The sequence below is a fragment of the Undibacterium sp. 5I2 genome (assembly GCF_035019605.1).
Taxonomy (GTDB): Bacteria; Pseudomonadota; Gammaproteobacteria; order Burkholderiales; family Burkholderiaceae_D; genus Undibacterium.
In genome coordinates this window covers 1-24,250 of sequence record NZ_JASJVS010000057.1, presented here as the reverse complement: position 1 = coordinate 24,250, position 24,250 = coordinate 1, and the positions used below count along the sequence as shown (strand labels likewise).

General features: G+C 55.5%; 9 protein-coding genes, 1 tRNA gene and 1 CRISPR repeat array. Of the genes, 6 read left to right on the top strand and 4 right to left on the bottom strand.

From position 1 onward, the window contains the following. Positions 1-207: 207 nt before the first annotated feature. The 5 genes from QN359_RS16340 to QN359_RS16320 all read left to right on the top strand — a co-directional run bounded on the left by QN359_RS16340 (position 208) and on the right by QN359_RS16320 (position 4,999). Complete coding sequence (locus tag QN359_RS16340) at positions 208-1,398, top strand: acyl-CoA dehydrogenase family protein (protein ID WP_322248529.1); 1,191 nt, start codon at positions 208-210, stop codon at positions 1,396-1,398. Between the two features lie 10 nt (positions 1,399-1,408). After that, entirely contained in the window at positions 1,409-2,548 is a 1,140-nt protein-coding gene (locus QN359_RS16335; RefSeq protein WP_322248530.1) for an acyl-CoA dehydrogenase, read from the top strand. A 15-nt stretch (positions 2,549-2,563) separates the two neighbouring features. Further along, positions 2,564-3,028, top strand: a complete 465-nt coding sequence (locus tag QN359_RS16330; RefSeq protein ID WP_322248531.1) for a MaoC family dehydratase — start codon at positions 2,564-2,566, stop codon at positions 3,026-3,028. Between the two features lie 11 nt (positions 3,029-3,039). Further along, positions 3,040-3,492, top strand: a complete 453-nt coding sequence (locus tag QN359_RS16325) for a MaoC family dehydratase (RefSeq protein WP_322248532.1) — start codon at positions 3,040-3,042, stop codon at positions 3,490-3,492. Positions 3,493-3,709: 217 nt separating this feature from the next. Beyond that, positions 3,710-4,999, top strand: coding sequence for an MFS transporter (locus QN359_RS16320; protein WP_322248533.1), 1,290 nt, complete (start codon positions 3,710-3,712; stop codon positions 4,997-4,999). Positions 5,000-5,025: 26 nt separating this feature from the next. Here the strand turns inward: QN359_RS16320 and QN359_RS16315 are convergent, their stop codons facing one another. From QN359_RS16315 to QN359_RS16305, 3 genes are all read right to left on the bottom strand, one after another. Then, positions 5,026-5,496: a CYTH domain-containing protein gene (locus QN359_RS16315; RefSeq protein WP_322248534.1), complete on the bottom strand. Its 471-nt coding sequence runs from the start codon at positions 5,494-5,496 to the stop codon at positions 5,026-5,028. A 48-nt stretch (positions 5,497-5,544) separates the two neighbouring features. Then, positions 5,545-15,540 (bottom strand): pentapeptide repeat-containing protein, encoded by a 9,996-nt coding sequence (locus tag QN359_RS16310; protein WP_322248535.1) that lies wholly within the window; start codon positions 15,538-15,540, stop codon positions 5,545-5,547. Between the two features lie 177 nt (positions 15,541-15,717). Continuing rightward, the gene (locus QN359_RS16305) at positions 15,718-16,845 is read right to left on the bottom strand and encodes a M14-type cytosolic carboxypeptidase (RefSeq protein WP_322248536.1); all 1,128 of its coding nucleotides are present in this window, start codon (positions 16,843-16,845) and stop codon (positions 15,718-15,720) included. A gap of 234 nt (positions 16,846-17,079) precedes the next feature. On the opposite strand from QN359_RS16305, the gene QN359_RS16300 reads away from it, so the two are divergent. Then, positions 17,080-17,156: transfer RNA gene (locus QN359_RS16300), tRNA-Pro, on the top strand. A gap of 1,513 nt (positions 17,157-18,669) precedes the next feature. On the opposite strand, the gene QN359_RS16295 is transcribed toward QN359_RS16300, so the two are convergent. Beyond that, positions 18,670-20,214 carry an FAD-binding domain-containing protein gene (locus QN359_RS16295; protein ID WP_322248537.1) on the bottom strand — a complete coding sequence of 515 codons (1,545 nt, stop codon included), beginning with the start codon at positions 20,212-20,214 and terminating at the stop codon, positions 18,670-18,672. Positions 20,215-21,173: 959 nt separating this feature from the next. Beyond that, positions 21,174-24,201: direct repeats of the CRISPR family, unit length 28 nt; unit sequence GTTCACTGCCGCACAGGCAGCTTAGAAA. Between the last annotated feature and the right edge of the window lie 49 nt (positions 24,202-24,250).

The window sequence follows — 24,250 nt, the reverse complement described above, 5'->3', positions numbered from 1 at the left end:
CCCCCCCCCCCGCCCCCCCCCTCGCCGCCCCCGCAACAGTTTGCATGTTTCTGCCATCTGCCCCTCCCTAAATTTTAAATCCGTTGTACAATCGTTTTGAACGGTCGTGCTTTTTTATCGAACTACTGGTAGGACGACAGCTGTCTTAACGACAGCCGCGATCCCGCTGCGCCGGTGGACTACCCGGGATTAACTTCAGGAGACAATATGGATTTGAATTACAGCGCGGAAGATCTCGCCTTCCGTGACGAAGTACGCAACTATCTCGAGGCCAATCTGCCGGCCGATCTCCAGCACAAAGTGCTGAACCACAAACGGATGAATAAATCAGATTTTGTGCGCTGGCATAAAATCCTGGCACGTCAAGGCTGGGTCGCCACCGGCTGGCCGCGCGAATACGGCGGCACCGGCTGGAGCCCGACGCAACGCCATATTTTTGAAGAAGAGTGCGCGCGCGTCGGCACGCCGGCCATCTTGCCGTTTGGCGTCGCCATGGTGGCTCCGGTGATCATGGCCTTCGGCAATCAGGCGCAGAAAGATTATTATTTGCCGCGCATACTCAATTGCGACGACTGGTGGTGCCAAGGTTATTCAGAGCCTGGCTCTGGCTCTGACTTGGCCTCACTCAAAACCCGCGCCGAGCGCGATGGTGATTTTTATATTGTCAACGGCCAAAAAACCTGGACCACCCTGGCCCAACATGCCGATATGATTTTTTGCCTGGTACGCACCGAACCGAATGGTCGCAAGCAAGAAGGCATCTCCTTCCTGCTGATCGACATGAAAACGCCCGGCATCACGGTACGCCCTATTATCATGCTCGACGAAGACCACGAGGTCAACGAAGTGTTCTTCGACAATGTCAAAGTGCCGGTACAAAATTTGATCGGTGAAGAAAACAAGGGCTGGACTTATGCCAAATATCTGCTCGGTCATGAACGCACCAATATCGCTGCGGTCGGACGCGCCAAGCGCGAACTGCAATTTCTCAAACGAATTGCCGGCGAACAGCAGAAAAACGGCTTGCCTTTGATTGACGATGCCGTCTTCGCCAACAAAGTCGCGCAGTTGGAAATCGAATTGATGGCACTGGAAATCACGGTATTACGCGTGATCTCGCAAGACAGCGGCAAACCGGGACCAGAAGCCTCCCTGCTTAAGATCAAGGGCACCGAGATTCAACAAATACTGACCGAACTCATGCTCGAAGCGGTCGGCCCTTACGGCTTGCCATTCGATACCGCCTTCCTCGAAGGCGAACAGGCTCACAGCGTGACTGGCGATGATGATGCCGCCGCCTTGGCCTCGTATTATTTCAACTACCGCAAGACCTCGATTTACGGCGGCTCGAATGAAATTCAAAAAAACATCATTACACAAATGATCTTGGGACTGTGAGGAGAACAAAATGGATTTCAATTTAACGCAAGAACAAACACAATTCGCCGAAACCGTGCGCCGCTGGGTAGAAAAAGATTACCGTTTCGAGCAGCGTAGTGCCATCATCGCTTCCCCCGAGGGAGTCTCCAGCGCCGCCTGGCGTGCCTTAACCGAGCTCGGCGCGACCGCCTTGCCGATACCGGAAGAACAAGGCGGCTTCGATGGTACCGCGCTCGACATGATGGTGGTGATGCAAGAACTCGGCCGCGGCCTGGTGATTGAACCCTACTTGGCAACCATGCTCGGGGCCGAATTTCTCAAGCGCGCCAAAGCCCATTTTGATATTCAAGAAGCTGTTGCAGCCGGCAGCGTCCGCCTCGCCGTCGCACTGGGCGAACGCCAATCGCGCCACGACTTATTCGACATCGCTTGTACTGCCAGCGCCAATGCCGATGGCTACCTGCTCAAGGGCAGCAAGACTGTCGTCATCCATGGCGCCCAAGCCGATTACCTGATCGTTTCGGCACGCACGGATGGCGAGCGGCGCGATCAAACCGGCATCGCCCTTTTCCTGCTTGATGCCAAGGCTGCCGGCGTGACGCGCACCGATTACCGCACCATCGACGGCCAACGCGCCGCCGACATCGTCTTCGAACACGTACAAGTGGCACCGATCGCCCGCCTCGGCCACGATGATGGCGGTTGGGAGTTACTCGAAGCAGTGGCCGATTACGGCATCAGCCTGCTCTGTGCCGAAGCGATAGGCTTGATGGAAGCCATCAGCGCCGCCACCCTCGACTACCTGAAAACCCGCCAGCAGTTCGGCGTGCCGATCGGGAAGTTCCAGGTATTGCAACACCGCATGGCAGAAATGTTCATGGAATTGGAACAAGCCCGTTCATTGGCCACGCTGGCTGCCGTCAAAGTCAGTTCTACCGATGTGGAAGAACGTCGCCGCACCATCTCGGCGGCCAAAGTTCGAGTGGCTCTGGCCGCACGCTACGTCGGCCAGCAAGCGGTGCAACTGCACGGTGGCATGGGTGTGACCAATGAACTGCCGGTGTCACACATGTTCAAACGCCTGACCATGATTGCCATGTCCTGCGGCGATGCCGATCACCATTTGGCGCGTTTCGTAGCCCAACCCGGCTTCAAAAACGCGGCCTGACACTTGGGACATCTCATGACAAGCAAAACCTACAGCTGGTATTTTGAAGACTTCATTCCCGGTAACGTGATCGAACTCGGCCAACGCCAAGTGAGTGAAGCGGAAATCATCGACTTTGCCAAGCAATTCGATCCGCAATCGTTTCATATCGATAAGCAAGCGGCGCAAGCATCGATCTTCGGCGACGTCATCGCCAGCGGTTGGCATACTTGCAGCATGATCATGCGCTTGGTGGTGGATGGTTTTCTCGGCGACTCCTCGAGTATGGGCTCGCCTGGTATCGATGAGATACGCTGGATCTTACCAGTCCGCCCCGGCGACACACTCAGTGTCAGTGCCGCCACGCTGTCCTGCAAAGCATCGAGCTCTAAGCCTGATCGCGGTGTCGTGCATACCATGTGGAAAGCCGTCAATCAGCATGGCCAACTGGTTTGCACCATCACCGGCATGGGCATGTTCGGTCGCCGCCCCCCTAACTGAAAAGAGACATCATGCGCGAAATTCATAGTTTGGAACAATTGCGGGCCTGCGTCGGCGAACATGTCGCGAGCTCGGACTGGACCGCCATTTCTCAAGAACGCGTCAATACCTTTGCACAAGCCACCGGTGACCTGCAATGGATACATATCGACGTCGAACGTGCCAGCCGCGAATCGCCCTTCGGCGGCCCGATCGCGCACGGTTTTCTGACACTCTCGCTCTTGCCTATGCTGATGCAAAATGCCGTGCACCTGAATTTTGTCAAAATGGGTGTCAATTACGGCCTCAACAAGGTGCGCTTTCCCGCCCCGGTGCCAGTCGGCAGCCGCCTGCGCGCGCACATCAAACTCTTGCAATGTGACGACATCAACGACGGTGCCCAGGTCAACTGGGAAGTCACGATAGAACGGGAAGGGAGCGACAAACCGGTCTGTGTGGCTGAATCGATTGCGCGCATCTATTAACGAGAACACCGGGGAGTGACGAGGCGAGAGCAAGGGGGACTGGCTCGACCCTGCGGGCGAATCAAGCATCACCGCTACGCGCTTTCCCTCATTTGCTCATTAGCATAAACAACTGCTACACTGACGCCGCGCAGCCATGTCTGCGCTGCTTGACTTGCGCCCCGCACCAAGAGTCGCGGGGGAAAGTTTTTTTTGCAGACCCTAACAAAATTATAAGATGACAACTACTCCCGCTCGCCCAAGCTCGAAACTCGGCACCGTATTACGTGTTACCAGCGGCAATTTCATGGAAATGTTCGACTTTTTCCTGTTCGGTTTTTACGCCACCTATATTTCCAAAGCATTCTTCCCGGCCGGCGATGAATTCGCTTCGCTGATGTTGACCTTCATGACCTTCGGTGCTGGCTTCCTGATGCGCCCATTGGGGGCGATTTTTCTCGGTGCTTATGTTGACCGCGTCGGCCGTCGTCAAGGATTGATTGTCACCTTGGCACTGATGGCATTGGGTACGGTACTGATCGCCTGTGTGCCTGGCTTTGCCACCATCGGCTATCTGGCACCGGCACTGGTATTGATCGGCCGCTTGCTACAAGGTTTTTCCGCCGGTGTTGAACTCGGCGGCGTCTCAGTTTATCTGGCCGAAATGGCGACCCCGGGCCGCAAAGGTTTTTATGTCAGTTGGCAATCGGCCAGCCAACAAGTCGCAATCATCGTCGCGGCAGCGCTCGGCTATGCGCTCAATAAAATCCTGACACCGGCTGAAATCGGCGACTGGGGCTGGCGCATTCCGTTTTTCATCGGTTGCATGATCGTGCCGGTGCTGTTCGTCATTCGTCGTTCGCTGCAAGAAACCGAAGAATTCATGCAGCGCAAGCACCGCCCTGATGCGCGTGAAATTTTCCGCTCCATGCTGACGAACTGGGGCTTGGTAGTTTGCGGCATGCTGTTGGTCGCCATGACCACGGTATCGTTTTACCTCATCACCGTCTACACCCCAACCTTCGGCAAGAGCGTGCTCAAACTCAGCACCACCGACAGTCTGATCGTCACGCTGTGCATCGGTGTATCGAATTTCTTTTGGTTGCCGGTAATGGGCAGCTTATCCGATAAAATCGGCCGCAAACCCTTGCTGCTGGTGTTTACCATCCTGACCATTTTGACCGCCTATCCGGTCATGCTGTGGCTGACCGGCGCACCGAGCTTCGAACGCATGCTGGTGGCCGAATTATGGCTGTCCTTCCTGTACGCCAGCTACAATGGTGCCATGGTGGTGGCACTGACCGAGATCATGCCGGTCGAAGTGCGTACCGCCGGTTTCTCGCTGGCCTATAGCCTGGCCACGGCAATTTTCGGTGGTTTCACACCGGCGATTGCCACCTCCCTGATCGAACTCACACATGACAAAGCGGCCCCGGGCTTATGGATGTCCTTCGCTGCCGTCTGCGGCCTGACTGCCACCTTGATCTTATATCGTAAAGCCGCCAATCGCGGCGTCGTCGCGCACTGACACGGCATCCGTCTGGCCTGCGACGGTCAAACCGTCCAGGCCTGATACGGATGTTTCTGCAAATTGGCATTGGCATAGCGGCGCTCATGGCTCACCTCCGCGCCTAACCAAGACGGCCGTGCAAACGGCTGATCTTCCGAAGTCAACTCGACTTCGGCCACCACCAGCCCGGCGTTGGCACCGAAAAATTCATCGATTTCCCACACCACGTCATCTTGCGCAATCCGATAGCGTAATTTTTCTATCAAAGGTTGCACACACACTTGCGCCAGCAATACTTCGGCATCGGCCAAGGGAATCGGATACTCCCACTCACCACAACGAATGCCCGTGGCAAGCCCTTTGATCGTCAAGCTCGCTTGTTGCGCTTCGATGCGCACCCTGACGATCCGTCCCGGCTCGCCGCTGATATACCCCTGACGTAGCAAACTGCCCTCTGTCTGGGTCTTCCAATCCTGATTCACGACCAAGAACTTACGCTCGATTTCCACACCCATTGCTATCCTCATTAAAACAAAAACGCGCTGACCAAATCCGCCCACCTCTTATCGCCAGGCGAGCGGGAAAATTTTCCAAAACTGTCTCTGCCATTCCGGCTTGAGCGTCGCTACGTGCGCTAACATGGCGCTGCTGACCTGCCCGGAGCAGGGAAAAGCCTGACCGCGACAGAGTAAGCTCGCTTCCCAAGCATTACCACCGCCCGGCGGCGTCGCGCGCTCGGGTAGCAAGGCTGGGTTCAACAGCACCGCCGAGTTAAGATAAGCGGCTGCCAAACCGCGTAATGGTGCCGGCGAATCAAATTCCAAGCCCAGTATACTGCTCGATGAAGCATGCGCCAACAAGGCGGCCAGCGCAAACAACACCACCCCTTGCTGACTCGGTGCCGCGCTGAACTGGCCGAACAAGGCCAAACTCTGCGCCGCAATCAGCGTGGTCAACAGCTGATCGCTGCTGCCATCGGCATGCTCACGCGTACGCATCAACAACGCGACTCGCTCGCTCACCACCAGCATTTCCTCGGTCGCCACATGCTTATTCTCCGACGAAGCCTTATCCATGGCGGCAATCAGGTCGAGTTTAAATGATTCCGGGAATTCCAGCATCTCAATGAAAGCAATTAATTTTTTCTTTTCACGGCAATGCGAATAAATCCGCCCGATCAAAGAAAAGCGATTGAAAATGACCTCTTCGCTGCCGATAGCGCTGCGCTCACGCGGACTGAGTGACTCCAACTCTGCGCCGCTGTCGACGTGACCGAAAAAGCCGATTTGCCCCCAATGTGCGGCATCAAACAGCATAGGCGCATGCAACATGCCATGGAGATCGGCATGACTCATCACCGCATACAAACTGCGATCAGCCGCTGCCCAAATACGCAAATGCAAAGCTAAAGCAGTCAGATCTTGTGGCAAACGGCGATCAAAAGTCTCCGCCATTTGACGTAAACCTAAAGGCAGTTGTTGCCAATATTGTTCCGCCAAGTCTGCCGCGGCGCGCTGCAGCTCGGCTTGCGGCGCGGCCAAAGCGAATACAATCAATTGCTGAATCAGGCCATTATGCGCATACAGAAAACCTTCACGCGCTATGTCGCTCTGCGCATAGGACAATAATTCGCGCAAGCACAGCGGCGTCGGCGCAGAGAATATCTGCCATTCGGCAACGGCCACCGCGGCTGGAATCACCTGTGCCCGGACAAACTGTGCAATCACCGGATCACGCAGATACGCCTCATCCGTCTTCAACAAGATATCGGCAAAGGCTGGCAAATAAGGCCGGAGCTCGACCGGCCGACTGGGTTCGCTTAACTTCGTCAACAATGCCCGCATCGCGGCTACCCGCAAATGCGGCGCAGCGATACTGTCTATGGCCAGCAAGAGCGAGCCGGAATCGGGATTGTCCAGATGATTAAAATTGAGATCGAGCATGCGCTCGCGTTGGCCATCGCGTAATTCGGCAATCTTATCCAATAAACTTAAATCGAGTTGCAACTGACTGTGGCGGTCGAAGCGCGCCGCGGTAAAACACGTTCTGGTATTAATTTTTACTCTCTGCCAATCAATACCACGCAGATCGGCACCACTCAGATCGGTCCCTTCCAGGTTAACATTGCGCAATTCCGAAGCACGCAAATACGTCACCCCGATCAAGCTGCTGGCCAGCGCATTGCGGGCACTGTTCGGAGTGGCGGCTGAAAAACCTATCGGTGCCGCCCGGAATCCTGCGCGCTGTTCCAATGCTTGCAGCAACGCATCACGATCCGCGTAACCGGCGTCATAGTCGGTCGCACCCAGCAGACTGCGTAAGGCCGGCGCCTGCAACTGCCAGCGTTGCTGGCTATCGCGGCGCACCGCACTACGGACGATCTGCAGCGTGTCCGAGCGCCACATCAATTCATAGCCGTGCTCTGCATCGGCTTGCAATACCACATAGCTGAGCGCTACCGTACTGCGTTCCAGTGCCAGTTCCGCGATGCTGCGTGGTCCCTGCGGCGCGTAATCGATATGCAAGCCCAGTGCGGTACTGTACAAGGGCGCGGCGGAATCGGGCGCAAACCAGTTAGCACGCTGCGCAGTCAATTGCACCCGATCACGGAACACATTGCTGGGATTAATTCTCAGCGCAAAGGCACCACTCAATTCGACTAAACCGGGGACACTGTTCGCCGCACTCAAGGCGAACGGCGGCGGCGCTCGCAAGGTATGGAGGTGGGCTTCACCAACCACCGCCACAAATTTTCCAGACGCGCCGCCCTGACGCTGCAGCGCCTGTTGAAACAAGTAATGACTGATCTGCAAATCACTGAGGCGCGCCCACATTTTTTTATTCGCGCCGACGCCAAGCGAAGCCGAGGTATCGCTATTGCTTTGCCCGGCGCGCTGCGATTGCCCGCGGCCACTGGTCAAGGCGCCGGGAGCAAGGAAGTTTGGCACGCTCGAAAGTAAGCTATCGTAGCAACGCACCTCAATGCCGAGCGCAACCGCATGCGCAATCGTATCGGCATAGGCGCGAAAATCGGTCTGCGGCAAATGTTTATACTGCAGCAGATCATCATCTTTCTGCTTGAATAACTGTGTCAGATGCCTGCCCATGCCGGCATGGGGGTGAGCGAAATAGGCCGCCAGTTCGGCCTGGAACAATTCCGCCTGCAAAGATTGGATATACAACACCCGGGTACCGGCCGCGCGTAACTCCGGCAAATACTGATTTACAAACTGGAGTGCTGCATACGGATCACGCGGTGCGACACCGAGCACCAATCCCGGCGTCGCCTGCAGCACCGTGCTCAGCATCTGCTCCGGCAGCGGTGAATCGCCGAGCCGATCGAGCAGCGCCGCCGTCGCGAGCGGACCAGGCACCCAATGCGCAAAAAAATGCGCCGCGCGACGTGCCAATTTACGCCGCCCCACCACCCAAGGTTTGACCACCGCATCGCGATGAGGTTCGACGAGCACACTGGTGCGCGCCAATACCTGCTGCAGATGCAGTAAATTATTCGGCAATTCAGCCGGACGCTGCCACGTAAGCGGCAATTGATCCATGCTATCCGGCAGGCGCGTGCGCCATTCGCGCAAGCTGGCCAGCAGCGAACGACTGCTTTGCGGCGGATTGCGACAGCCAGCCGCCGTATCGCCGCGCCGCGCACGCGCCGCAGGCGCTGCGCCGGTAAGCGACACGGCGGCCAGCAGCGTCACGCGCAGCCGAGACAGACCAGCGGCAAGCGGACTGAGTGTCAATTGTAGCTGCAGCGCCGACGGCACAGAAAAAATCACGCGCGCCTGTTGCTGCAGGCCAAACAAGTAATGTAAACCACGCGGCGGGTCAAGCGCTTGATTCGCCTCTGCCGCATCGAATTGCCTGGTATTGAGTACGAGGCTGAAGTATTGTCCCTGCTGTAAATCATACAAATCGATGAGAAAATCCCGTTCGCCATCCATGCCGCCACCTGCCCCCATCACATCGGTATCAATTTGTTGAACGCCATCGACCACAGCCACCGTTTCATACAATTTAACACCCGGGAGCAAAGGCGTTTCAAAACGCGACCGAGCGCGGCACATGCGCATCAATAGCCGCCCCCCCTCAGCGTCATCGCAGCTCGCCAAATGCCCGAGGCAAGATGCGGCTTCCGTGGCACTGCTGTTACCGTTGTGCGGCAGGCGCCACAATGTCCCACTGGCAGCATCGTAAGCGGCCGCGCCACCGGCCAAGGTGTGCGCATAGCCGAGCGCCAGTTGCAATTCAGGCGCGCTGCTGATACCGGGTTCAATCAGGCGCAAACGCCGTACCAAGGCCAAGGCATCCGGGAAATACTGCTCTTGCAAGTGCACACCAGCGCGTGGGAACGGCCGCAGATGCAGCGTGGCAGAACGACTTTGCAGTACCAAATCGGCGCCGACGACTTCGCATTCCCATTCGGGCAAGCTGTCAAATTCCAATTGCAAGGGTAAGCTTGCCGTACAATCGAGTAAAAAAATACCGCGCAAATCCCGTGGCAACACAAACAGTTCGCCATGGTTACACAGTTCGAACTGTTCATGTTCGACTCCGCTCCATAAGCTCAAGGCCGCCGCCGGATCACCCTGTAATAATACGCGCCATCTGCCATCTGGGGCACGCTCCAAAGTATATTCAAGCGACATCACCACCTCGCACACACCCTCGCGCACGCGCAAAATCGCTCCGCTAGCGAGATGTTGCAAGATCCGCTCGCGCGCGCCGGGCCAACTCAGATCGCGATAGCCACCCTGGCCGTAAGCCCACGGCAGCGCGATCAAGCCGGCGTCCTCGGCCAGATACAAAAACCCCTGATGCTCGGCCGCATGACGCAAGTACAGCAAGGATGGCGTAATCACTTGCCAGAGCAAATCCGACAGTTCAGAGCCATACTGCGCAGGCAAGCAGAAACTTGCCAACGGCGCGACCAAGCTAGCGTTGAGCGGCAAGTTGTCGCGTGACAATTCTTGATGCAGTTCTACCCGCAGCCGTCGGACCGGATCTTCACCGGGCCATTGAAACAAGCTGTAAGCGCGCGTACCTTGCCATTGCTGGCCGATAAATACCGCCTGTGCCACCGTCCACACATAACTGTCAGTCAGCGGATTGCGCCACAGCTTGCGCGCCAAATCAGCATCATCAAAGGCCAGCAAAGGCGCGCTCTCTTCAGCATTACTCTGCCACGCCGCAGCCAAGCTCAGCAGTGCGGCAGCCGAGGTTTGCGGCGGTAATTGCACACCGCTGCAAACCGCTTTGGCCTGCGCCAGACTGAAGCGATAACGACGCGCATAGCCCTCGCTTGGTCGGAATAAGTAGTCATTATTCTCAGACAAGCCACGATAAATTTCCAACCAACGATCAACTTCGGCCACCGCCTCAACCTGGTCGGCCGCAGCAGCCAAGCGATAATGCGCTGCCAGCGCGGCGGTAGTAACCGTGTCGGCACCGACCGGATACAGCACAGCAGCGGCGTCATGCAGACGGTACAGTGAAACCGGGCTCAAGTGCAGTCGTGATGGTGGCCACTGCTCGCTCGGCAGCACCGCCTGCGCCTGCAACCAAGCCCGATAGCCTTGTATATCCGCGCATGCCAGGCTGGCAAACACGCGTTGCAATGCGCCGGCATCTGCGGCCTGCCCACTGTCACCGACATAATAACGCGCCATCCGGTCTGGCTCATGCCAGCGCCAGATCGTGTCACTGAGCGTATCACTGAGCATGACCAGTTGTGCCTTACCGTCACTCCACAGGGGACCGAGTTGCGTATCGAAGATAAACACGCCTTTCTGCAGGTACAAGCGGCGCTGCAAACCTGCTGCCAACACCTCAACAACACTGGCCGCATCACCCGGAGAAGCACGAAACAAACGGTGCCCATCCAGCGACCAGTAGACTTGCCCGCGCCACATGCCGAGACTACGCAGCGTCGCCGCCGTACCGGGCGGCTGCCACACAGTGCCGCTATCGACATGGCAGAGCGCAACATTTTCCTCGGTCGCCTTGGTCCACGTAATTTTCAGCAGCGGCGCTCGCGGCTCGCTGACACTCGCCAGCGCCGCCATGATCTGCGCCAACGACGGCAAGACGGCCCCGGCATGCCAAGCCACGAGCTCACGCTCATTGGCCAGCGTCGGCAAATAGGTAAAGGGACCATCGACGCTGGCTTGTTCGAGTATGAATTGCTGCAGATTGTCTTTCAAGGCGGCGATGCGGGTAGATAATTTCACCAGATACGCTTGATTCAAAACCCGTGCGCCATCCTCCTCGGGATCAGGCAAATCGAGTCGCCGCGCTGCTGCCGTCAATAGAAACCGTGCTTGCCGGTCATACCATTGTTTGATCGCGGTCGCGCGCCGCGTCGCGACGCGTTGCTCAGTTTGCGGCACTGCTTCGGTCGGTTCAAGTGGTTCAAGCGGATCAAGTGAATCAAGCGCCTCAAGCCCCTCAATCGGCTCGTACTGCTCATGCTCACGCTGATACTGCTGCGCCATCAAGCCGCGACCATGTAAGGGGACGCGCAGTGTCGCCAGCGCTGCGCCTACTTTTTTTTGCAAGTACGGTAGAGCGGCGTCGAGCGCATTCACATCATCGGCTTCGGCGCGAATTTGCTGGTAGCGCAGCCATACCGGCGTCGTGATAGGCCGCCTGGCACCATCATCACGCCGCAGCATCCAGTGCTGTTCATGTGCCTCGATATGGCCATCGGCCAGCGGTGCCGCCACGATATCGACTGCGCCATCGCGCGCCAACACCTCGGCACTCAGTGCGCTCACCTGCAGATCACCCCAACGCGCATGCTGCCCTTGCGCGGCCACTCGATAACGCAACCCGGCATGTTCAAGATCGATCACAAAGTCAGCCGAGGCCAAGGCTGACAAACGACCGGGCTCGGTGGCCTCAGCCTGCATGGCGATCTGCAGCCGATACGAGTAGCTGATCTGATAGCCGAGCAAAAATGAGCGTTGACAATCAGCGATCACCTGTACCACCCGCGCACGCATACCCGCCGCCAAGACATGCTCATCGCGATACATCAAGCCTATCGTTTCATCGGCCCGCGGTGCCGGCAGCTCAATCTGCAAGCCCCAGTGCCGCACCTCTTTCTGCCGCTGCAACGACAACAGCGGGTACAGATAATTCGCGACAAACCGGTCGAACGCGATACCGTTGACGACGATGGTGGCGGCCTTGATGTATTGCTTCTCAAAGGCAGCCAGTCGGCGTAAAAACAAGGCCAGCACTTCATCCCGCGGCACCGAAACATTACTCCGCTCGACCAACAACACACGGGCATCAGCGGGATCGATTCGCAACTGCAAGGGTTCGACCACATCTTGCCCGAGTGCCTCTTCAGCCACCAATAAAATACGAAATCCGCCCCCATCCCGGCTGCTCAAGCGCAGTCGCTGCAAAGTCGTATCAAGCACCACCGTCAGCGGCAGCCGGGTCTCGCTGTGAAAGTGGACGCTGCATAAACCGGCATGCGCCGCCACGCCGCTGGGCAGTAATTTAAGCTGCATCGCCGTCTGTGCAACGACCACGCGTTGACTGGCATGACCGATACGCAGCACCGCCTGCAATAACAAGTCGGCATACCGCGCGCTGCTGATGGGAAAGCACTCGCCATACTGGCGCTCATACTGCAAGCGCTCAGGCTTGCTACTGCTACTGTGATAATAATTAAACGCCGACCCGCTCACCGGCACCAAGTCCAAATCTGGTACCAATGGCCATTCCAGCTGTACTTGTGCCGCTACACCAACGGGCAGAGCGAGTTGCCGCGCCCCTTCAGCGACATGCAACAAGCTGCGCAAGGACCGCGCCTGATTCGGCCCCTGCAAGAGGACATCAACCGGTTTGTTGCGCCGCAGTTTGAACACATTGCCAAAGTAAGCCGGCACCGTCTGATTACTTTCGTGTGACCATTTTTTTTCTACCTGTGCCTGATGCGCTAAGGTCAGGGGAAAATTTTTCACCCATTCCATCGGCGAGAGCGCATATAACACCGAAGCCAGCACCGCCGGCGTTTCGACCGCCTGGGCGACCTGCGTCTCCGACAAACAGCCATCCATGATGTTGACCGCACCGGGCCAGTAATGCACCGCCGTCGCCGTGACCACCGTCTGACGCAAAGGACTGTGCGGTGAGCCGACCAGCCTGAGCGAGGGACTATCGATGGCGGCGACGAATAATTGCAGCGGTACTGCGGTGGCATTGAAAATCATGCTCAATTCGGCACAGACCGCATTGCCACGCTCTGCCATATCCCATTGTTGGAACAACCAGTCACGAAAACTCAAACCCAGTTGATATGCAAAACCAACCGGGCTGAGTCGGCTCACGGCCAGGCTGCCGGCCGTCAGCAGCAAGCCGACGCCGTCACTGATGACTGTATCGCTGAGTCGCTGCCGCTGTTCGCTGCTCAGCCGGGTATCTTGCAAGCTGCCGGCGCGCGTGGCCAAGTCTTGAAAACCACTGGCCAGCAGCGGCCCAGCTAATAAACGTGAGAGCCGCTCGGCGCTGCGGCCCAGCTTTTCCCACACCGAGCGCGCGCGCACCGATGCCGTATCGACCGCTGTCGGCACGATTTGCCGTCCTTGCTGACGCTGTTGCGCCGCTTGTGCCGCATACTCAGCGACATCGGCCGCAGCGTCGAGCAGGCTGATGAAATACGCGGCATCGACGAGCTCACTGAGATTGGCATGACGTAAATCATGCAAGCTGAACTGCAACTGCCCGACCCGTAAAAATTTCGGTAAATTCAGTGCCCTGGCTACGCCGGCTATGCCTCCTTGACTCGGCGACCAGCGCGCCTGTGTCACCGCGCTGACCACCTCCTGCTCGCTGCGCTGCATGACAACCGCCCGCCCATCATTGCCCTGCCAATTCAGAGAGAAAACTCCATCAGGCTGTCGCACGATCGCCGACAGCGTAGATTGCGCCGGCGACCAGCCCGACAAGCCGTGCCAAAACCGACTTTCACTGAGCGCCACACTGTCGTGCCGCGCCGCCAGTGGTACCGCCAGCGCATGCTCAAACACGGTGCCGACATCCGCTGCCGCCCGCTCGCTGGCGCTGCCGCGCGGAGCGCTGTCGGTCTGACACACGGCTTGGGCCGCCGCGCCGGACCATGGCAAGCCAGCAGCCAAGCCCTGTTCAAGCAGCAGTTCGATGCCCGCTGTCACCGGTGACACCAGCGCTGCGCTGCGTAACCAGCCGGCACGAAAAACAGCATAAGCACGCGCCGGCACTTGCACATGCAAGGCTTGCCACTGCTGACGAAACTGCCGCAATAAATCCGGCTGCCCATGCAGCAGCGTCTGCGCCCGCTGTTCAAAATCTGCGCGGCGTGCCATTGACGGATGCTCATCCTGCTGCGGCAACCAAGCGCGATACGCATACTGCGTCAGATGATGCAGCACCTGCTCTTCACTGATGGGGTTGTGTTCGGCATTCCAAACCGTTTTGACAGCGGCATCATGGCCGGCCAAAGCTGCCTGCAAGTGCTCGGCGCAGGCCAGTCCGCGCATCACCGTCGCCAGCACTCCCAAACTCTGACTCGCAGCGATCAACGCCACACCGAGCCGTGTCGGACTATCCCACTGCACCATGGTCGTCGTCAGCGGTACACGCCAGGCGTGATCGATTTGTGTCAGCAAGCTGGCCAGGATCGGATCAGCAGCATCCGGCAACCACAACGGCGCATGCGCGACCAGCAAACGGCCATCACACAGATAATCGAGCTCCAATGCAAAGCCGCGCATTTCTTCCAACAGCGTGCGCAGCGCTGGTTCTGGCAGCGGCAACAGCGGCGTGAGCACCCGCCTCACTTCATGTGCAATCCGCCGGCTGAGCGGTGCCAAATTATCGGTTTGTCGGCGCGTCTGCTTATCCACTTGTCGCTCCAGCACCAGCCAGCGCTGACGGCACAGCCGACGCCGTTGCAGATCCGCCGCCAAGGCCTCAAGCAAGGTCTGCAAGCCAGCCGCCCACTGGCTCAAGACATCATCGTCAGCGTGCGCCGCCGCGCGCCAATTCAGCACGACGCGCTCGGCTTGCTGCAGCAAGCGCTGCTGCCACGCCAATGCCGCAGCATCGACCCCGACGTACGTTAAGCCCGGTTTGGCACTCTTGCGCCAACATTCGAGCGCCGCCAACGTGCTCGCCGCCACCGAGCAAACCGTCGCCGAGCAATGCTGCGGCCGCAAAGCGGCTGCCGCGTTCAACTGGTGCGCCAACGCGCGCAAGTGCTGTTTCCATTCGCGCGGCCGCAGTTGCGTATCCAATTCATCGAGCAAGGCAACCTGTCGCTCAAGCAAGTCGCGACGACTGCGTTCGATACCAGCAGCGCGCTGCACCGGTAACCAATGCAGCATTCTCAGCCGCAGTCTATGCAAATGCTGTTGCCCTGCCTCACTCGGCTGCAGCCGACTGCGACCCGCCCGACACAGCGTCGCCAGCTTCGACGAGGTAGCGGCCAATGACTCAGCGCGCGTCAGGCCGGCATAACCAGGGGCCACAGCAGAGGAATGAACACGAGCTATCATGTATCGTCATCACAAAAAAACGCAAGCGCCGCGACCACTACACTACCGAGCAGGCCCCAGCAAGACGCTTACAATGTGACATATAGTCTACATTTCAGCTTGTAAAATTCGACCATACTGAGATTGCAGGCAAAAAAAAGGATGCCTCAGCGGCATCCTCGTTAGACCAACCCGCCCTCAGACCGCCGTCACATGACTGAGTATCGCTTGTAACATTGCTTCGCCCAACTTGGCACTGCGCGCACCGTTCCAGCCCACTTCGGCGTCGGGCAAATTATCATTGTCTTTGAACGGCAATTCCAAGGTCAAGGACACGCATTGATAGGTGTGACCGATGAATTTCGATGCCAGCTTGAGCATGTCTTCATTATATTTTGACGCCGAATACCCGACTTCCGTCTGAAAATCCGGACTAGCCAAACAAAAACTGTCGACGAAGCGCTGCTGCTCCTGCAATTGCTGGGCACTGAAACCGCTCAGCATTTCACTGCCGGCCACGAACACATACGGTAAGGCTTCATCACCATGAATATCGAGAAACAAATCACAACCGGTTTCCGCGATTTTATTTTTAACATGGAACACTTCCGGACTAGCCGCCAGCGACGGTGCCATCCATTCGCGATTCAGATTGGCACCAGCCGCATTAGTGCGCAGATTACCGCGATACGCCCCGTCCGGATTCATATTCGGCACCACATACAGCACCGCATGATCGAGAATACGCCGCGCAATCGGATTAGCCGGATCAAGCAAGGCATCGAGCATGCCTTCGACCAGCCACTCCGCCATGGTTTCACCCGGATGTTGACGCGCGATCACCCACACTTTTTTCGCTGCCGACGGATCGCCAACCACCACCATATTGAGATCACGCCCATCGACGGTATTACCCAGATCCTGCACCTGCGCCAGCGGCGAATGCGCGACGCTGCCGAGTAACGCCAAATGACGTTCCCAGCTGTACGGTTCAAAATAGGCGTAATAGACGCTGTCACTGTCGGGCGTATGCCGGATCGTCAGCACCGCGCCATCGAACTCGGTATCGACGCGAAACCAAGTTTCGCGATCATAACTGGCGACGGCACGATAATTTTCCCACCCCTTGGGATAGGTAGACAGACCGGCATTAAGAATCCGCATCACGGCCGGCTGCGCACGCGCGCCTTGCAGACGGAAATAAAACCATTGTCGTATATCGGCATGGGAATCCTTACGCAGATTCAACTCGATGGCATCGGCCCGCTCGGCCTTAACCAGATCGATCGCGCCGGCGTCAAAATGGTGACTGATTTTAATGGTCATGATTTTCAAAAAAAGAGTACGTTATCCATCCCACAGCACCGCGCCGCACTGATTAGCACAGGCACTGCAAGCTTTAGCCCCCTATTCTCACCGCTTTTGAGAAAATATGAAAATATTTCAGTCAAATTAAAAAAATATATTCTGCAAATACTTTCAAAACAGCAACGTCAAAAAAAATATCTGCCCAAGCATGGAAAATTTTTTTCCTATGCTCTATACTGTTTCGCTCAGAGTCGGGGCGTAGCGCAGCCTGGTAGCGTACGTGCATGGGGTGCACGGGGTCGCAAGTTCGAATCTTGCCGTCCCGACCAAACAAAATCAAGGACTTACAGTTTTCAGGCTGCAGGTCCTTTTTTATTTTCGGGCTGCGTGTCCGGCATGTGTCCGGATTTTCCTGAACTCGCATCAATTAAGTACACAAAAAAAGGATTCTGTTGCAATAGCGACTACAAACAGACCTTGCCCTGCTGTTTGCGCTTAAGGTGCCGAACGTTGAAACTCCCGCCGCGATGGTCGAGGCTGACGAGATTGCATGCACACATCGCGCCCGTTTTGACTCTGCTACTGAACTGTTTGATAACCTCGAAAAGAACAACCGCAAGTAAGCGCGCCCCGCTGCCGCGTGCTGCCATCGATATTAACGCCGATGGCAGGTACAAAGCCTTGACTCTGACAGCGCCGCTATCGCGGAACTTGACATGAATACAGTTAATCAAAAATCTGACTAGGGTTTGAAACCTCGGCCTTCAGAGGCTGTCGCAAAAGCCTAATCATTACCCACAAGTCAGGTCGATTGCGCGCCCACCCATTCGCCCAATTCGTCATTGCCGCGCAGGCGGCAATCCAGTGGCGCGCATGCGCCCTTTATATCTGTGATATCTGTGCTGCTCAGGCGCAGCAGAACGTGTTCATTTCACAGAAAAAAAAGTGCCCTTGATCGACACTCCCACCCTGAAGGCACTGACGTGCCACTGGATTCCTGCCTACGCAGGAATGACGAGGCGAGAGCACGGGGAGTGACATGTCTGCCGAGAGTAATGATACCGACTGAAAACCCTTTTGCGACAGCCTCTGAAGGCCCAGATTTCACGCGTAAATCTGAACAACTTAATGGATCGTCGCAAGCGACGATGGAAAAGACTCTGGAAGGGGTTTGCATCCCCTCCCATCGCGTCGCTCCTTCGTCGCTCACCGGCCAAAAGAGGCTGTCGCAAAAGCCTGATGGACGTTTTTTACACCTGAAACACCGCATACCTCGTCATTCCCGCATGCTTTTGGCGGGAACCCAGTGTCGTTTTTAGCGCTGAAAACACGATCAAATCTGGCATTTTCAGTTAACCACGAACGCCGCTGGGTTCCTGCCAAAAGCGCGCAGGAATGACGTGCCCACCAGTTGGGGTCATGATACCGACTCAATACCCTTTTGCGACAGCCTCTGAAGGCCGGGGTTTCAAACCCTAGTCAGATTTTTGATGAAAAAACGACTACCAATCATTGACGAAGGTGGCGAAGTCCGTAAGCTATCCGCCGTGGACATGCGAAACTTTCGTCCAGCACAGGAAGTGCTCCCCTTAGAATGACAAAAAACACTAGGAATGAAACGGCGCGGCAAACAAAAAGCCCCGATCAAAGTATTAACCACCCTGCGCCTCGCGCCCGAAGTGATGGCTGGCAAACACGCATCGATGCAGCATTAAAGGATAAGCTGATTACGTATTCGCTAGCTTAGGCAATATAGGGGTGTTGGTTATTGATTTTTTTGATAGTCGAATCAAAAGAGCGACGAGAAGACTCCGTACCTGGTTCGACATGAACCGGTTTTTCCTAAAAATCAAAACTGCTCTGCGTGTCAGTCCTCTCGGGTTTTCGGCCCGCCATCTTACTGCGAGAGTGAGCACGGGAACCGTGGCGTTCGAGAATCTCATTTTTTGCAGCTCGAACCTCGGGCTGAACACGGCGAGCATGGAGGCGACTCTTTGCGCTACGGGTAGCCTCGTCGAGATCAACTGGTGGGATAGGCCAGAATTGTTCGCCAGAGCCTTGCTCTCCCACGGCGACACCACAATATCGTTGCACTTCAGGCGGCATTTTCCAAGGTTCGAACAACCAACTGTCAGGTACCTTGCGCAATATTGGCAACCAGCGCCGGACGAAGCGTCCCTCCGGATCGTGATCGCGCGCTTGTTTGATCGGATTGTAAACGCGCGTAGTGTTAATGCCGGTGGTGCCAGACTGCATTTGCATCTGGCTCCAGTGGATACCAGGTTCGTAATCAACAAACTGTGTGGCCAGCCAATCCCCTACCGGCTTCCAATGCAGCCACAGCGGATAAGCCGCCACCGAAACCAGCATGGCGCGCATCCGAAAATTCAACCAGCCCGTTTCTCTGAGCATGACAACGCAGGCGTCTACCAAAGGCCAGCCGGTACGATTCTGTATCAATGCTGAAAAATGTTCCTGGTTCCACTCGGCCTCGCGCAAGCCATCATAGCCACGATGCATATTGCACCATTCTATTTCCGGCTCGGTCTCCAGTTTTTGAATAAAATGACAATGCCAATGCAGACGACTCAGAAAGCCCGTCACGCCCTTGGCGGCACGCGACTCTGGCGGTAATTGTTCGAGCTTCTTGCTTGATGCCTGCAGCACCTCACGCATGCTCAAGCACCCCCAGCTCAGATAGGGTGAGAGTCGGGAGCAGGCACTCGGTGCAGTTAGTGGCGAAGATATACCACCTCGATAGCTCGCACTCCGCTTAGTCAGGAAGGACTCCAGCAAGGCCAATCCTTGAGCTCTGCCACCAACTTGCATCTGGGCAGGCTGATCTTCAGCGCGTTGCCAGTTTTCCCAGGCAGGCCAGGATTCAGTAGCCCACGGCAAGTCGACCGTATCTATGGAGACCAACGCTTGCTGAGGACTGTTCATCAAGGTCGCCCATTGGCTATTCCATTGATCACGCTTTGACAGCCGTCGGATTACCCCATGCTGCCGAAATTCATGCCAGGCAATCTGATTAGTGCGGCACCATTGTGCGACGCGCAGATCGCGGGCATAGGTCAACGCATTGCCGGTCTCCTGATGCGAGTAAATTTCTGCCAGGGGCAGCGATTGCTGCAGCCGATTCAGCACATCGACGACTTCGCCCGTGACCACATGCAATCGTGCGCCCAGCAATTGCAATTGTCTGTAAAGATCGCGCAGACACGCGCGTAAAAAAATAAATTGGCGCTGAGAACTGTCGGGACTTTGCCATACAGACGGTTCAATAATATACACGCACAAGATTGGGCCCAACTGCGCGGCTTTCGTCAGCGCCTCATGGTCATGCGCTCGAAGATCGCGCTTGAACCAGACTAGTCGTGTGCTCATAGGGAAAGTGCCGTCAACGTTGTTAATAACTGGCGCGCGTCAGCGCCTCTGGGTCAAGAGGCTGTCGCAAAAGGATTTCGGCCGGTATCATTACTCCAACCGCTGACCACATCATTCCTGCGAGCTTTTGGCAGGAATCCCGAGGCGTTCGTTATTAACTGAAAATGCGAGACATGATGGCATTTTCAGCGCTACAAAACGACACTGGGTTCCCGCCAAAGGCATGCGGGAATAACGAGGTAGGCGGTGTTTCAGGTATGAAAAAAACGTTCATCGGGCTTTTGCGACAACCTCTTGAACAGTAGGATAACCTATTTTAAATTTGGTGGGGCTGGCCTGAAAATTCAGGCCATTGACGTCCACACCCACCTTAGTCGGAAGCCTACTGCTTACGCAAAAAGAGGCTGCCACACTGAAGACTGTGCGTGCTTATGTCCACGGGCAAGGCACCGAAGAACACGCAAGAAAAGCAGTAGCAAAAGCAAACGCAAAAACCAAAAAACCGTCCGCTCGCCCCCCTCCTGTCTGGTCGGTCTTGCCTGTGAGAGGCAAAAATTCATCTCGATACCGGATACTGGCCCATTTAAGAGCCCATCCTACGCGAATAAAAAACCAAAAATTGTAATGGCCAAGCAATAGCGGACACTTCAATAGATTTTTTTTCATTTTTTGTTCGTACTCAGCAGCGTCGGGACGAACCCTCGTCGCCTACAAAGTGTTCGTATACGGGAAGCCATACGGCTACTGTTGCTATCGAAACTGATCGACCGAAATTGGCTACTGCATTTAATGGCAGCCCTCCCCCCCCTATTTAACACCTTTGTTTCGACCAATGAAATTTTGATTTAAAATAAATCGTTTAAAATCATAGACTTATTCTTCAGTCTAAAAACATAGCTAAAAATGGCTAAAATACGCTAAGTGCTTGTTGCTATTTAGTTTTTTTGTTTGTATCCTCTGTTCACTGCCGCACAGGCAGCTTAGAAACGCTCGAATCAATTTTTGTATTAGACAAGTCCGTTCACTGCCGCACAGGCAGCTTAGAAATGTGATCCAAAGTTCTTTGGCCCGTTGGATGGGTTCACTGCCGCACAGGCAGCTTAGAAAGATGATAACCAGCGGCTGGCAAGAAATACGAGGTTCACTGCCGCACAGGCAGCTTAGAAATATGGGGGGGGGTCGGTCTTCCCGCGCCGCCTGTTCACTGCCGCACAGGCAGCTTAGAAAATGGTACGGCCACTGAACCGCTGCGTATCGGCGTTCACTGCCGCACAGGCAGCTTAGAAATTGTATGGAAAATGGCGTCGGTCACAAATAGTGTTCACTGCCGCACAGGCAGCTTAGAAAAAGCGCGTCTTTGGCTTGAGTGACGATGTTAATGTTCACTGCCGCACAGGCAGCTTAGAAATCAAGCTCGATGCGAAGCTTCGCAACTTGCTTGTTCACTGCCGCACAGGCAGCTTAGAAAGTACAAAGTTGGAAAGCCGACCGGTTCCAAAAGTTCACTGCCGCACAGGCAGCTTAGAAAATATCAAATCCCGTACTGGAATATTCGTTCATGTTCACTGCCGCACAGGCAGCTTAGAAATATGAGGGGGGGTCGGTCTCTACGCGCCGCCTGTTCACTGCCGCACAGGCAGCTTAAAAAAAAAAAGTATGTCCATTTGTTTGCATCAAATGTTCACTGCCGCACAGGCAGCTTAGAAATGCAAAATAACTAGAAAAATGGCCATTTTTTAGTTCACTGCCGCACAGGCAGCTTAGAAAATCAAAGACCTCAACGCGCAGGCGCAAATAATGTTCACTGCCGCACAGGCAGCTTAGAAAATAATTTATAAACGATCACATTGTGTACTTCCGTTCACTGCCGCACAGGCAGCTTAGAAATATGTCGTCCACAGTTTGAGGTAGGTGCGTCAGTTCACTGCCGCACAGGCAGCTTAGAAAAGGTGCAGCACCCGGACATCGAAGGCCGGCGGGTTCACTGCCGCACAGGCAGCTTAGAAACAAAAAAACTGCGTTTCTTAAATTCACTTGGCGTTCACTGCCGCACAGGCAGCTTAGAAAGTCACGATTTATTGGCGAAGTGCAAGGCGAAGGTTCACTGCCGCACAGGCAGCTTAGAAAATGATTGCGATGATGGAGAAATCCCAGCCGCAGTTCACTGCCGCACAGGCAGCTTAGAAAGCCTTGCGGCCACATTGTGCTCCAACCGCCTTGTTCACTGCCGCACAGGCAGCTTAGAAATATGTCATCCACAGTTTGAGGTAGGTGCGTTAGTTCACTGCCGCACAGGCAGCTTAGAAAACCAGGCCCAGCACCCGGACATCGAAGGCCGGGTTCACTGCCGCACAGGCAGCTTAGAAAAAAAAAGGACGATTTTTTTTAAAGATTACCTAGTTCACTGCCGCACAGGCAGCTTAGAAAGTGGATGTTTAATTGTCGTCCACGGGGGCGATGTTCACTGCCGCACAGGCAGCTTAGAAAATAAATTATGGATCGTTCTATAAATTACGGATGTTCACTGCCGCACAGGCAGCTTAGAAAATTTATAAATTATGGAAGTGCACAATGTGTCTGTTCACTGCCGCACAGGCAGCTTAGAAAACAATGTGCACCAACCCCCTTGCTGCCAGGTTGTTCACTGCCGCACAGGCAGCTTAGAAATCGTTAGTTTGGATAACAATTGATGTCTTGTTGTTCACTGCCGCACAGGCAGCTTAGAAAAAGCCGCGTTTTTACACACATACGCCGGATGAGTTCACTGCCGCACAGGCAGCTTAGAAAAGACGGCCAAACCTGCCAACGGAACAAAAAAAGTTCACTGCCGCACAGGCAGCTTAGAAAATGTAATGCTTGGCTCGGAAGAAGAAGGTTTGGTTCACTGCCGCACAGGCAGCTTAGAAAAGCAGATACGGTAATTGATTGCTTATTCAGGGGTTCACTGCCGCACAGGCAGCTTAGAAATTCAGTCCCTACGCCAGTCCTCGCTTACAATTGTTCACTGCCGCACAGGCAGCTTAGAAAAAGGAACGATGACGATGACTGCATTATTAAGCGTTCACTGCCGCACAGGCAGCTTAGAAAAGAAACAGGAACAGCCACGGCAAATACCCTCAGTTCACTGCCGCACAGGCAGCTTAGAAAACGTAAACCCGCCATGCAGCGCATGCGTAGACGTTCACTGCCGCACAGGCAGCTTAGAAAACTGCGCAATCTGCGCGCAGAAATGAGTTTGAGTTCACTGCCGCACAGGCAGCTTAGAAATATGACCCTAAAAAATGGTCGTTTTTCTAGTTGTTCACTGCCGCACAGGCAGCTTAGAAATCGAACTGTGAATGGCATAGGTAAGGGAGGCTGTTCACTGCCGCACAGGCAGCTTAGAAATATAAGGGGGGGTCGGTCTTCCCGCGCCGCCTGTTCACTGCCGCACAGGCAGCTTAGAAAAGTTGTAAAGGTTAGGGAAATAGTCACCGGCCGTTCACTGCCGCACAGGCAGCTTAGAAACAGAGATTTGTGCGCATCTTGATCCATTCGCCGTTCACTGCCGCACAGGCAGCTTAGAAATTTAGCGCCTTCGAGCGCTGATCGCAGAATGCGTTCACTGCCGCACAGGCAGCTTAGAAAGTATGACGCCAGCAGTGCCGACGCGGCATTGGGTTCACTGCCGCACAGGCAGCTTAGAAATGATCGGCTGCCAGGCGAAGCGCGGCGGATAGGTTCACTGCCGCACAGGCAGATTAGAAATTCCCCCACTCTTGCCGTTCTCTCTTGCTGTAGTTCACTGCCGCACAGGCAGCTTAGAAATTATTCTTGGTTCCTTGGCTCATGCGTCACCCGTTCACTGCCGCACAGGCAGCTTAGAAAACTCGTAATCACCTCAGTTTCCATCTCAGCAAGTTCACTGCCGCACAGGCAGCTTAGAAATTTCCAATCCAGGAGCGCGATGATATCGACTGGTTCACTGCCGCACAGGCAGCTTAGAAATTATTCTTGGTTCCTTGGCTCATGCGTCACCCGTTCACTGCCGCACAGG

What these genes read in the sequence shown, in the direction of transcription:
- QN359_RS16340 (WP_322248529.1), top strand. Translation starts at nt 208, where the DNA reads ATGGATTTGAATTACAGCGCGGAAGATCTCGCCTTCCGTGACGAAGTA.
- QN359_RS16305 (WP_322248536.1), bottom strand. Translation starts at nt 16,845, where the DNA reads ATGACCATTAAAATCAGTCACCATTTTGACGCCGGCGCGATCGATCTG.
- QN359_RS16320 (WP_322248533.1), top strand. Translation starts at nt 3,710, where the DNA reads ATGACAACTACTCCCGCTCGCCCAAGCTCGAAACTCGGCACCGTATTA.
- QN359_RS16310 (WP_322248535.1), bottom strand. Translation starts at nt 15,540, where the DNA reads ATGATAGCTCGTGTTCATTCCTCTGCTGTGGCCCCTGGTTATGCCGGC.
- QN359_RS16330 (WP_322248531.1), top strand. Translation starts at nt 2,564, where the DNA reads ATGACAAGCAAAACCTACAGCTGGTATTTTGAAGACTTCATTCCCGGT.
- QN359_RS16295 (WP_322248537.1), bottom strand. Translation starts at nt 20,214, where the DNA reads ATGAGCACACGACTAGTCTGGTTCAAGCGCGATCTTCGAGCGCATGAC.
- QN359_RS16335 (WP_322248530.1), top strand. Translation starts at nt 1,409, where the DNA reads ATGGATTTCAATTTAACGCAAGAACAAACACAATTCGCCGAAACCGTG.
- QN359_RS16315 (WP_322248534.1), bottom strand. Translation starts at nt 5,496, where the DNA reads ATGGGTGTGGAAATCGAGCGTAAGTTCTTGGTCGTGAATCAGGATTGG.
- QN359_RS16325 (WP_322248532.1), top strand. Translation starts at nt 3,040, where the DNA reads ATGCGCGAAATTCATAGTTTGGAACAATTGCGGGCCTGCGTCGGCGAA.